Raw genomic sequence first — 12,071 nt, forward strand, 5'->3', positions numbered from 1 at the left:
ACCTTTTTGTAGCAATAAGACAGAGCAATGGAAAAAAATATCCCAATTGAATTAATTTACGCATTGCCTAACGAGCAAGACTTATTAACAATAGAAGTACCCGCTGACTCAACAGTGGAACAAGCTATTGGGTTATCTGGAATTTTACAACGTTACCCAGAAATTGATTTGCAAAAAAACAAAGTGGGCATATTTAGTAAGGCGTGTAAATTAACCGACCCGTTACAAGCGGGCGATCGAATAGAGATTTATCGGCCACTCATTGCCGATCCAAAAGAAGCGCGTATGAAAAAAGTAAAAGCTCAACGTGCGAAACAAGGTCATTAAATCGTTTGTTCTAAGTTCAATGCGCCTTTAGCTTCTATCGAATCTGCATCGTTTGTCTCTGTCTCTGTCTCTAAAGGCCTAATTAACAAGCCACTAGTTGTTACCATCACTTGAAACTTTTTAGGTTTATCGACACTGATAAAGCTTGCTGAACCATGCTCTACATCAAGTAAGAAAGATAGTTCATTAAACGACTCTCGCCACTCAGCTATCCCCTTGCCAGCCAAATTATCGATTGCAAAGACGGTTCGCTGTTTGTTTTGCTCTTCATCTATTTTTTGGTAGCGACCACTCACTCTTTCTAATCGATAAGCGGTGTGCAAACCTAAAATATTAGTCCATGGCTTCCACTTTAATATATAAGCTTCTATAACTAGCTCATCGCCTTTTAAAGCAAACACTTGCTCACGACCATTATTCAGCTCGATTCGGGCATGGTAATTTTGATGTTCAGTAGGCGTCACGGTAATAACCGCAACTTGCTCTTCTTTAGTGAGCGCAGCGTAACCTTGAGTGCCAATGATTAAAAGGCTAATAGCGCCTGTTATCGCAGCAAAAAAAACAAAACCACAAGTTTGCTTGCAAGCGCTCAAAATTTTAATTTTTCTAACTCTAATGATTAACGTTAGCAAATAATAAAATGACAACAGCCCAGTTAACGCGGCAATAATAAGTAACGGATTTACATTTTCAACAACTGGCATAATTGGGACCTATATTTTGAATCATTTTTTTTGGTTAGAGAGATTTTTTATATCTAGCTCTACCGTTTCATCAATCTTAATATTTTGCGCTTTAGCTAGCTCACTAAAATTATTGGACTCTAGCTTGATGGCCACTTTTTTAGACTTAGCGTCAAACAGCCCTTCAAGCTTGGCTGCTAATTGATTAAAAGCGTCAAACATTTGTCCTGCTTCATCATTCCGCTGGCTGATCAAACGGGCATCTATTCGGCCATGGCTCATTTTAAGTAGCGCCTGTGTAATCCGCTGAAAATCTTTAGAAGTGCGCCTAGCTAAAATTAACGTCAGTATAAATACCACAAATAATGTCAGCATCATTACAATTAACATGGTGATTAGCGTTGTTTTAGAAGCAACATACATTGAGTCTGCACTAAACGATATATAAAGCTCACCAATAGTTTTGTCGGCATATTTAATTGGCATGGCAATATCAAATAGAACTTTTTTATCTTCAATATGACGCTTATAAATTAAAGTTTGCTCTAGCTCATCCTCTAAACTTCGTTCTTGTGGAGGGGCAAATGCTAAACCAACCTTGGATGAATCTGTTGAAGCTAAAATGATACCTTGGTTATCCATAACAAAAACTGATTTTAACTGTTCGTTCTTGCTTGACTCAGTAACCAAGGCGTTAAGCCCAACGTTATCATCCAATAAAATAGGAGCTGAGCTTTCAAAGGCGATCATTCGAGCGATTGATCGCCCATAATCAAATGTTATTCCAGATAATGCGTGGTTTTGCACAAAGTATACAATTGCCAAGCTAATACACATTGCGGCAAACACAACGCCAGCCATAGTGACTGTCCAGCGTAACCTCAGCGAAGTATATTGTTTAGTTTCTTGCTTTGGTTTTTCTCCAAGCTTGGCTTGAATTAACCGAATCTCTTTACTTAATTGGTGTGCCGACTGAAAACGCTTATGCGGCTTCTTTTGTAATAATCTGCGTAAAAGATCTTGAACATCGTCTGCCACCTGTTCTTCTTTAACATGCACCAGTGGCGGTTTAGCTTTAATAATTTGTTTAAATAACTGCCCTAAATCTTCACTTATAAATGGTGGTAATCCCATTAAAGCCCGATAAATTAATACACCAACTGAGTATAAGTCGGAGCGATTATCAACCTCTTTGCCTAGCACCTGTTCTGGCGCCATATATTCTGGCGTGCCAAGCACTTTTTGTTGGTCGGCAACTTCTCGGTTTACTTTGTCGTCAACAATCGCAATACCAAAGTCGGTCAGTTTTACTGTTTTTTTATCTTTTAAAACAATAATGTTACCGGGCTTAATATCACGGTGGACCACGCCCTGCTTATGTGCATAGGCAAGCGCCTGAGAAAGCTGCAACGCCATACCGAGCATAGTGCGTAAATTAAGCTGCCCCTGCGCTTTTAATATTTGCTCTAGCGTTGCGCCTTCTAACAACTCCATAGCAATGTAGGGCATTGAGTCAGCAATACCGACATCAAAAATTGTAACAATCCCTGGATGAGTTAATTGTGCTGCAAGTCTCGCTTCATGAATAAAGCTTTTACGGTAAGTATCGTTTCTGGCTAACGATTTACGCAAAACTTTAATCGCAATAAAGCGGTCAAGCTGAGGATCGTATGCTTTATAAACTAACGCGGTCGCGCCTTGGCCAACTTCATTGTGAATTTGATAGCGACCAATGGATTTAGGGTGAGCGGAGGCATTGTACTTTAGCGATGCGTTGTCAGCAGGAGTGTTAGCTTGGTGATTCGGACTCTTGCTCATAATGTTTATCTAAATAATAAAATAAAGTACACCTGCAAGTGCAGCAACTAACGCAGCTCCTGCAAGTAGAAAACTTAAATTAGAACTGTGACTTTCGCTAGGCTGCTGCTCAACTAAAGTCATCACAAACTCAGCACCAGCAAACGCGACTCTGTCACCTGGCGCAATAAATTTTTCAGTCACTTTTTCGCCGTTGACAAAAGTGCCATTTGAAGAAAGTAAGTTAAGTACTTTCCAATGCCCGCCTTCGTTAATTAACTGCGCATGCATTGAAGAAACACTGCTATCATTTAAAATAATATCACTGTTAGGACGACGGCCTACTTCTAGTTTATTTTTAAACAAAACAAACTGCTGACCTGACACATTACTACTCACACCAACCAAAGCAGGCGTTGTCGCGTTTGGCGATTGCGCTTCCAGTATTTCTGACGCAATCATTTTGTTCACATCAGATAGCTCAAAAACCTGTGTACCTTGCGGCCCAGTTTCACTGGTGTTTCGTTTATTGTCTGGCATAACAACCTCATTTAAAATTTTTTTTATTATTTTAGTAAGCGCTTATCACAGCGCTTAAATCCATTATGGATGTTACTTGTTTATAAATAGCTGCTTTAATCGGCTAAAAATTGACGGCGATTGTTTAACCGGCGAGTCAACAATAATAACGCTAATGTTGTCTTTTCCGCCTGCCTCTTTGGCTAACTGAATCAGCTTAGCGACCCGTTGAATATTGCTCAAATTTTGCTTTAGCACTTCACTTATTTGCGCTTCGGAAACATCATCACTAAGACCATCACTGCATAACAGCACTTGTTGGCCTATTTTCCATTGCGATATAACGCTATCAACCGTTACGTCTTCTAATTCGGGCGAACCTAAGCATTGAGTAATCATATGCCGCTGCGGGTGAGTTTCCGCTTCTTCTGGCGATAAAAGTCCCGATTTTACTAAGCGCACAACTAACGAGTGATCTTCACTTATTTGTGACAATTTTTGCCGATTTGAATCCCACAAATAGGCACGACTATCACCGACCCAGGCAACTTCATACTGATGCTGGCGATTAGCTAATGCCACCACGGTAGTTCCCATTCCGGCTTGGCCAACCCCTTTTTCAACACCATCTAAAATCGCTTTGTGAGCTTTTTTGATAGCGCTTACTATCTTTTGGTGTCGTGCAAACTCTTTAACTATCGTGTTAGTAGCAATTTCGCTCGCCACTTCACCGCAAGCATGGCCGCCCATGCCGTCTGCCACTAACCATAAATTATCTCCAGAATACAAAGAGTCTTCATTAAGTTCGCGAACACACCCTACATCGGTTGCCTGTGCGGATTGAGTTTGTTTTTGTTGGTTATTTTCCTTCATGCACTTTTAATTCGGCAATTAATTCAACTATTTATGATGTTATTGATTCATATGCTTAATTAAGTGTGGCATAATTTAACACTGGTTTCGAGAAAATCTTTTCTCAAAATCAGCAACTTGAGTAGGTATTGGCATATTTAAGGCTTTTTATGATTAATTAGCCCTAAATCGTTAACAATCTTTGGGGGCGACATGGCTTCGACGAGGATTACAAAACTCAAGGTGCATGCCGAGGTGTCAGCGAACCTCGTACCCACTAGCTGAAAACTATAGTTGCAAACGACGACAACTACGCTTTAGCCGCTTAAGGCTAACTGTTACTCCTGAGCGTCACCGGTAGGGAAATAACAGTCATATACGGAGACTCGCGTGTAAGGGTGTTTGCCCCCCAAGCGTTAAAACTAAGCAAACTCGCCCTTGACCTCCTGTTAGTCGGAAAAGTCGAGGGTTAACTTGTAGACTAACTAAGCATGTAGTACCGAGAGCAGCGGATTTTCGGACGGGGGTTCGATCCCCCCCGCCTCCACCAAATTAAAAAGGTCAACCGTTCTCGGTTGGCCTTTTTTTTATGCCTCCGACCAAAGCTACAGGCCTCATAAGGCAAAGGTTTACGGACTTCGCGACCCTTGTAATTGCGCACTTTCACCGGCAATTGTTACTCGGGCTTTCCGTGCCCTCGCCCTTTCAGGGCCAGCTAAAGCTGTTCAAATTCATTCCTGATGAATTTGTCTCTGAACTGCCAAATACGCTCTGTGGCTATCCCTATCCCCATCTCTAAAAGCTCAAGTCCATGACTTCACGCAGATGATTACAACTGGCGATACGTCCTCACTAGTTCTAGGCAATCTGCCAGCGACTCTAAGATCAAACCCATTAGACCACCCAAGCTGAAATCAATGTCGAGCCGCCCCACATGATGAGACATATCAATCTGCTGAGTCACGGACACCACTGGCACATCATGCGCGTTTAGCTCAGCCATAATTTGTTGAAAATCAGCCAGGCTTCTTGTCAGGCGATCTAGCCGATGCACAACCACCACATCAATGAGACCAAGCTTGGCGTCATTAAGAAGTGATCGGAAACCCGCGCGTCGCATATGGCTACCGGAATAGCCTCTATCTTCATAAATCATATCGACCAACCGCCAGCCTTTGCCAATTTGAGAGCCAATGAACTCAGCACAAGCCATAAACTGAGCGCTCACCGAATTAAAAGGATCGTGACTACTCTTTTCTACTGACGAAAGGGAATAGATAGCGCAACGCTTTATAGCTGGCTGTTCATTATTATGCGCCATTTAAAATGAACTCAGCCTTTATTAGACTCATGCTCAGCCTTCCATGCGGAAAATTCCGACGGGCCCAATCCGTAACGAGCCAAAACGCCTTCATGCAATCGTCTTAACTCTTCTATGACTAGCGCTTGTAAATCCTGTTGCTCGGACGCAGGAATTTGGGCTTTAACCGCTTGCTGTATCACAGCATAGGGATCTTGTCCGGGACTGGTCACAACCAAATGGATCGTTTGTTTAATAAAATCTCGCCACGTTAAACGTAAGGGATCTGGCTCTGCCAAATCTTGCTTGATGGCCAAATACTCTTGCGTGGAACGCTCATAAGCCCACACGTAAAGATCACGCAATAACTCAACCCGCGCCATTTCGTACACACCTAGCGTGGCTCGACTGTAGGCTTGCTCAGGCACATCAAGAAACGTCAACGGGCATAGGTTGGCGCGAAACAAAGGTAGATTTGCAGCCAAGCGGGAGGTTCGTTTATTGATATCGGCAAATGGCTGCAAATAGGGTAAATGCACCATCATAAAAAATGACTGCTCAAAAGCGTCGCCAATTTGACTGGCTTTGTTTAATACTAACTTCAAAGCATCTTCGATTTGTGCCGGTACTGACAATGGCCTGTAGACGCTCTTACCAATATCAACAGCGTGCTGGCGAATTCGCCCCTCATCTGCTGGGTTTGGCAGCAAGTTTTCTGACAATGCGCTGTGTATATTCATCAACGTATAGTGATTAAATTCAGCTGTATCGATGTATTCTACCAACAACTCGATAGCCGACTTATGGTTCAAAATCATTTGCGTTTCAATCGCCGCTTTACCCTGCGCCGATCTTCCATGCTCAATCAGTTCACGAGTATCTAATCGGGAATAGGTATTTCCTTCTAAATGGCTTGAGGCCCAAGATAAATCTATTAACAACCGATTCAGGATGGCGCGAGAATAGGTACCAGCCGGTTCCTGGCTATCCGTAGTTTTGCCCATTTTGTGCAGCTGCCGACGCAATGACTCTGCCAAATACCAGGTTTTATTTGGTTGATAGGAATTCAGAAAATCCAGTTGATAACCGACTGGCTTGCGAGCTTCAAGCGGCAGATTGATGTAATTTAAAATATCCTGGCTATCAGCGGATACAGGAATGAATGCTGTAAACACATCACTGTTATTTGTTTGAGCAGATACATCGTTTGGCGACTCAACACCAAAATACCGACGAGCACGAGCTTCACCATGGGCAATCACCAGCCCTTCATCAATGAACTTCGCGATCTGTCGCTGGGCTGTTCTTCGAGCGATATTTGGGTGCTGCGTTAAAAGCTCAGCCAGCGTGACACCTTGAGGAGACGTCTTAATGCTGGCAAGAAGCTCGTTGTTAGAAGGCATAAACGGTTTGGCGCCCTTAGAAGTAATAGATGGCGCAATTATGGCGCAGTTTTCATAACCGCGCCACTTTTAATTGTTTTTATGGCGCAGTTTAGTTTTTCTTCGAACAGTAGCGAACGGTTTTTCATATTGATAATTGTCACCTTTTTTATGCCTGCACCCCGCGCGTCAGGCTTTGTGTAGCATGGTTTACGGACTTCGCCCTCTTCTTAATCTCTGGCTATCCCAATTTTTCTGTGCTTGATTTCTACTTTGTACTTTTTGCTTTTTGCTTTTTGCTTTTTGCTTTTCAAAAAGGTTAACGCTGCTTTTTGTTTCGCCGCATCAAGTACAAAGTTATTCCGCTAACAACAAATAAAGTTGGTAACAAAGCAATAAAAGACCAGAGCCATTCCATCGCTGGATGAATAAATCGGCCAATATGAAAGCTGTAACGGAAATTCCATACGCGGGTAGCCACGTTAGTATCAACAGCATTAAAAACATTGAGTACTTGTTGGTTAACGGGGTTAACCCAAACCCAACTATAGGGATGTGGCTCTGCGGGAAGTTTGATTCTAAAGCGGATGCTATCCGTGGGTTTCGTGGGTAAATAAATGCGGTGAATTTGTCCTTCAGGTAGTGCTTGTTTTGCATTAAGAATGGCCAAACTAAAATTTAATTCATCTAAAGGTAAAGTTTTTTCTATGCTCAACTTTGGCGGCTCGCCCGACAACACATTGCCCATTGTGACAGCTTCAACCAAATACTTAATGGGTTGCGACCAGTTAAATGCGATACCTGTGAGAGCAATGAAAAACAAGGGTAAAACAAAGACAACGCCAAATAAGTTATGGAAACGTAACAAAATTAATTGCAATTTTCCTTTAACAACAGGCTTTAAGTTACGCCAACGATTTTTCGGTTTAATCCATAGCCAAACACCAACAATCAGATTAATGCACATGAGTAAACTGGCGATCGAAATAATGTTGCGAAAAGGATAAGAACCATCATCGCTTTTTAATAATAGCCAACGATGCCACTGCATCACAAAGCTATACAGTGTTTCAGAATATTCATAGCGCAATAACTGTTCACCCGTATAAGGGTTTATGGAAACATAATCGCCACTTTCTAATGCAAACCGCCAAGAGAAAGTCGGGTTTTCTTCAAGATAAATGCGTTTTATTAATACGCGGTTTTGCTTTTGGAAGTTTACCGCAAGCGAAGCTATTTTTTCTGGGTTATCAAAATTATTAGGCGCTTTCTTTGGTAATTTTACTGTCCAGTACTGAGGATTGATCCAACGCTGAATGTCTTGTGCGTAAACCAGTAGCACACCAGTCAAACTCAAATTAATTAAAAACACGCCACTAGCCAGCGTCACTAAAAAATGAATTTTTCTCAATGCTTTTTTCATCTAAAAGCGACGCTCCAATGAGTCGTATACTTGATTAATTAAAGAATAAGTTTAACTTTAAATTTCCAATTGACCGTAAACTAAAAAGAATATTTAACCCCAACATTTACAGTACGTCCCATGCCTTTCGTATTGTAAGCGTTGTAAGTGTACTCTTGTGATTTAGCGGGGTAGTAGTCAAGATTGAGTAAGTTTTCTACGCCAAAGAAAAACTCAGTTTCATTCCAGTGATAACTTCCTGCCAGATGGAATAACTGGTAACTATCAACAGGCCCCTGATCACCTTGCCAGTCACCATTTTCATCTTGCTCAAAACGTTTGCGATCAAACACCCGTAGGTAGCGTAATGATAAACTCATATTCTCTGTTGCATTCCAATTAAGTTGTGCCACAAGCTTAGGTGGTGCAATTTGCTTTCCTCCTAAGTACTCATCAGAATCTTCATTTTTTCCTTCAACCCAGGTGTAAGACGCAGCTAATTTCAAGTCTTGAGTTAATTTATAATCCACACTTAATTCAGCTCCCCAAATTTTCTGCGGTGCACGAACAGGCATATAAACCCCTGTTGTTGGATCATAAGAATTAGTTGTACCAAGATCAGAAGTACTTTGGTAAGTCGCAAACTCCCACTTAAAACGCTCCCACTCACTTACCACACCTAATTCATAATGATCGATGATTGAAGCTTCGGTTCGAATTAATGTGATATCTGGTACGGTTGCGGTACGTAACAAGCGCCCTAAATCAGAAATATCTGCGCCTTGTGAATAACTGATAAATGGGCTAAATGCTGCATGTTTATTATACCGAAGCCCTAGGTTATAAGTAGTCGCAGTATAATTGAGCTCGCCACCTGTCACCGCAATGGGCACCGAGCATAAAGTGGGATTTCGGCATAATCTTAAGGTGTCATAATCATCCACACTAAGATCTATTTTTTCATGGCGAATACCCGCCTTTAATACCCAGTTCGCATCAAAAATAAATTTAGATTGCACAAAACCAGCGAGGTTATTCATATCCATTTCTGGTACCCACACCCGGCCATCTAATAACGGTTGCGAGGTAATGTCATTTAATGCGTCGATTCCGTAAACAAATTGTGAGTCAAAATTTCCCAATATGGGTTGGCTGTTCAATACCAATCTTAAACCTGATTTTTCAGACTTAATCATAGATTGGCCACCCTCGTAACCATCTTGTTGATTTGCCAATGTTGGCGAGAAAAAGAAAACGTTTTCTATCGACTGAGCGTAATAATCAAAAGTTAGTTGTGTTTTGTCAAAGATCGCTTGATCAACATACTTAAACATTAAATTATGATTACCACGTGGCCCCTGCGGCGCACCTAAAATTTCGACTCCTTCAGGCGGACGAATTGCATAGGTTGGTTGACCAGAATTCACACTGCCGACCACATCAATTAAGTTCGCATTTTGTTGCGCTTGGTAATAGTTGTAAGTCAATTGAGCATACTTACTTAGGTCAATTTCATAACCGACTTTGGCAAAAATGTTTTTTGACTCTGATTCAGATAGGCCATACTGCTTACCTAAAATGGCACCATTAGCATCTCTTTGTAATCCAATATCTTCGTAAGTGGTGCTTAATGCGTAACTCCACTTGTCTAATGTGCCATTAAGCGAAGCATTAGCTCGATAACTGTTGCTGTCAGCATATTTTACTTCACTAAAACGGTTAGAAAAACTTACCTGCCCAGCCAGACGGCTATCGCTGGCCGCTTGTTTAGTAATGTAATTAATAATTCCGCCAGCAGCACCATTGCCGTAAATTGAAGTGGCTCCTTTGATCACTTCAATTCGCTCTATTGTTTCTGGATCAATTGTCCTGATCCCAAGGGCACCATTTCTCAAAGGTGTAGATTGTGGCACGCCATCAATCATGACCAAAGGTGAGCGCCCGCGTAAAGTATGGGTCGAGTTACTAGAAGACCCTGTGGCAGGAGCCATACCGGGTACTAATGTTTCTAACAAGCTTTGCAGCTCAGAGCTTACCGCAAGCTGTGCTTCAATTTCTTCGCGTAAAATTACAGTGACAGATGCTGGCACTTCATCAATACTCTCTTCGATACGGCTCCCAGTTACCACCACAAGATTAGTATTAAGGTTTGGCTCAAGATTGGCGTCAATTTCATCAGCGTTTACACATAAACTGGCGCTTACAAGCCCAAGTAAAGATAGTTTAAGCGCTAATAGACTAAAAGCAGGTAACTTCGAAATGTTCACAATGTAGAATCCTCAAATTGAGATTTTTAAAATTTGAGGAGCATAATACAGCAATTAAATCTAAATGCAAATCATTATCAATTGCATTAGTATTTGATATGCTAGCAGCGTTCGTTGGCGTGATTTGTCACTCTATCGCTTCCATAAAACTGTGATGGGAGTATGGTGAAAAAAGACTTAATCCCTTAGGTTATTAAAGCTTACTATCAACTAGTCAATTGGCTTTTAATTCAAGCATTGTGGTTGGGCTTTTTAAAATCGGTCCAACTTACTAAGCTAAAGATAAGAAATAAAGTGATAGCGACCGGCTTTGCTATCAAAGAAAGGTTGTAAGCATAATTTGAGCTCTACTGAGCGGTGTGGCGATAAGTGATTGGTAAGTATGGGTAATTTTACTCTCAAAATAGATAAGCTAATAATAGCTTCCCACAACCAGCGCTTTTAAGACTTCAATCCTAATTATTAGCAAGCAACCGGCTGCATACATCGGTAAATATTAACGCTACATAAGAGCCGGGCATAAAGCAAACCAGGCTTAAACATTTAAGCTATCGCTCTCGGCCCTTTTTCTCTTTATACATTTCAGCATCTGCCTGTTCAATCATCTCCTCCAAAGACAACTCACAATCGGTTTTAAACTCTACAACTCCCGCGCTATATTCAATGTTATAGGGTTTACCCATCGTTTGATTGGCGTTAGCCATATTTTCTTTAAACCTTGAAAGAACAAGCTCAACTTTGTCATGCTCTGAATCAGTGAGAAGCGCCACAAATTCGTCACCGCCCCAGCGGCCAACAACGTCGCATTCACGAAATGAATCCAGCAGAATTTGAGCAAATGTTTTTAAGGCAAAATCTCCCTCATGATGGCCATAATCATCATTAATCGGCTTAAACTTATTGAGGTCAAAGAGAACAATGCTGATAGGCATATTTTTTCGACGACTCATTTTCAAAGTGTGCTCAGCTAAATTCAAAAAACCACGACGGTTTGAAATTAGAGTTAACTCATCTAATGTTGCCATTTGAATAGACTTAATTTCTTGTTCGATCATCGCCCCGAGGTCTTCTAACAACTGCCTGTCTTCTTCATCCATTTCTCTAGGACTCGGGTCAATCAAACACAGCGTCCCAATGTTCACTCCCTGGCGTACTTTTAATGGATAACCTGCGTAAAACCGAATATTAGGGTCATCAATTACTAAAGGGTTATCGTGAAACCGCTCATCTTCTATTGCATTTGAAATAATAAACAACTCTTCCTGATTGATGGCGTGTCCACAGAACGATATTTCTCGAGGCGTTTCTGAAGCATCTAGTCCCTGCGCCGATTTAAACCACTGACGATCTTTGTCGACCAGACTAACCAATGAAATTTCTACGCCAAACATACGTTTAGCCATCCGGGTCACCCGATCAAAGCGTTCTTCATGTGAAGTATCAAGTATCTCGAGTGTCCGTAGCGCATGTAAACGCTCTGCTTCGTTATCGGGTATTTTGGGCTTTATCATAAAGACTCCTGTTAGCGCTTGATTTTCATTA

At 41.5% G+C, this 12,071-nt stretch carries 10 protein-coding genes and 1 other RNA gene; 2 read left to right on the top strand and 9 right to left on the bottom strand.

The features are described 5' to 3' along the window. Positions 1–27 precede the first annotated feature (27 nt). Complete coding sequence (locus ACUR5C_RS12565; protein ID WP_454465486.1) at positions 28–327, top strand: RnfH family protein; 300 nt, start codon at positions 28–30, stop codon at positions 325–327. Here ACUR5C_RS12565 and ACUR5C_RS12570 read toward each other — a convergent pair. From ACUR5C_RS12570 to ACUR5C_RS12585, 4 genes are all read right to left on the bottom strand, one after another. Next, positions 324–1,031, bottom strand: a complete 708-nt coding sequence (locus ACUR5C_RS12570; RefSeq protein WP_454465487.1) for a hypothetical protein — start codon at positions 1,029–1,031, stop codon at positions 324–326. The two genes, ACUR5C_RS12565 and ACUR5C_RS12570, sit on opposite strands and share 4 nt — an antisense overlap. Positions 1,032–1,052: 21 nt before the next feature. Then, complete coding sequence (locus tag ACUR5C_RS12575) at positions 1,053–2,828, bottom strand: serine/threonine protein kinase (RefSeq protein ID WP_454465488.1); 1,776 nt, start codon at positions 2,826–2,828, stop codon at positions 1,053–1,055. Positions 2,829–2,837: 9 nt separating this feature from the next. Continuing rightward, positions 2,838–3,347, bottom strand: a complete 510-nt coding sequence (locus ACUR5C_RS12580) for an FHA domain-containing protein (RefSeq protein WP_454465489.1) — start codon at positions 3,345–3,347, stop codon at positions 2,838–2,840. Between the two features lie 72 nt (positions 3,348–3,419). Then, positions 3,420–4,199 (bottom strand): PP2C family protein-serine/threonine phosphatase, encoded by a 780-nt coding sequence (locus ACUR5C_RS12585; RefSeq protein WP_454465490.1) that lies wholly within the window; start codon positions 4,197–4,199, stop codon positions 3,420–3,422. Between the two features lie 183 nt (positions 4,200–4,382). On the opposite strand from ACUR5C_RS12585, the gene ssrA reads away from it, so the two are divergent. Continuing rightward, positions 4,383–4,728, top strand: a transfer-messenger RNA (tmRNA) gene (gene ssrA, locus ACUR5C_RS12590). A gap of 279 nt (positions 4,729–5,007) precedes the next feature. On the opposite strand, the gene ACUR5C_RS12595 is transcribed toward ssrA, so the two are convergent. The 5 genes from ACUR5C_RS12595 to ACUR5C_RS12615 form a co-directional block, all read right to left on the bottom strand. Continuing rightward, entirely contained in the window at positions 5,008–5,499 is a 492-nt protein-coding gene (locus ACUR5C_RS12595; RefSeq protein ID WP_454465491.1) for a recombinase family protein, read from the bottom strand. 11 nt (positions 5,500–5,510) lie between these two features. Then, a complete protein-coding gene (locus ACUR5C_RS12600; protein ID WP_454465492.1) occupies positions 5,511–6,881 on the bottom strand; it encodes a Fic family protein in 1,371 nt (456 codons plus the stop codon). A gap of 298 nt (positions 6,882–7,179) precedes the next feature. Then, positions 7,180–8,283, bottom strand: coding sequence for a PepSY-associated TM helix domain-containing protein (locus ACUR5C_RS12605; RefSeq protein ID WP_454465493.1), 1,104 nt, complete (start codon positions 8,281–8,283; stop codon positions 7,180–7,182). 80 nt (positions 8,284–8,363) lie between these two features. Next, positions 8,364–10,529: a TonB-dependent receptor gene (locus tag ACUR5C_RS12610; protein ID WP_454465494.1), complete on the bottom strand. Its 2,166-nt coding sequence runs from the start codon at positions 10,527–10,529 to the stop codon at positions 8,364–8,366. A 548-nt stretch (positions 10,530–11,077) separates the two neighbouring features. Beyond that, a complete protein-coding gene (locus ACUR5C_RS12615; RefSeq protein ID WP_454465495.1) occupies positions 11,078–12,040 on the bottom strand; it encodes a sensor domain-containing diguanylate cyclase in 963 nt (320 codons plus the stop codon). Positions 12,041–12,071: the final 31 nt, after the last annotated feature.

This window comes from Aliikangiella aequoris, assembly GCF_053709105.1.

Excerpts from the sequence above, each read along its gene's own strand:
- ACUR5C_RS12595 (WP_454465491.1), bottom strand. The coding sequence starts at position 5,499 with ATGGCGCATAATAATGAACAGCCAGCTATAAAGCGTTGCGCTATCTAT.
- ACUR5C_RS12600 (WP_454465492.1), bottom strand. The coding sequence starts at position 6,881 with ATGCCTTCTAACAACGAGCTTCTTGCCAGCATTAAGACGTCTCCTCAA.
- ACUR5C_RS12605 (WP_454465493.1), bottom strand. The coding sequence starts at position 8,283 with ATGAAAAAAGCATTGAGAAAAATTCATTTTTTAGTGACGCTGGCTAGT.
- ACUR5C_RS12565 (WP_454465486.1), top strand. The coding sequence starts at position 28 with ATGGAAAAAAATATCCCAATTGAATTAATTTACGCATTGCCTAACGAG.
- ACUR5C_RS12580 (WP_454465489.1), bottom strand. The coding sequence starts at position 3,347 with ATGCCAGACAATAAACGAAACACCAGTGAAACTGGGCCGCAAGGTACA.
- ACUR5C_RS12570 (WP_454465487.1), bottom strand. The coding sequence starts at position 1,031 with ATGCCAGTTGTTGAAAATGTAAATCCGTTACTTATTATTGCCGCGTTA.
- ACUR5C_RS12585 (WP_454465490.1), bottom strand. The coding sequence starts at position 4,199 with ATGAAGGAAAATAACCAACAAAAACAAACTCAATCCGCACAGGCAACC.
- ACUR5C_RS12615 (WP_454465495.1), bottom strand. The coding sequence starts at position 12,040 with ATGATAAAGCCCAAAATACCCGATAACGAAGCAGAGCGTTTACATGCG.
- ACUR5C_RS12575 (WP_454465488.1), bottom strand. The coding sequence starts at position 2,828 with ATGAGCAAGAGTCCGAATCACCAAGCTAACACTCCTGCTGACAACGCA.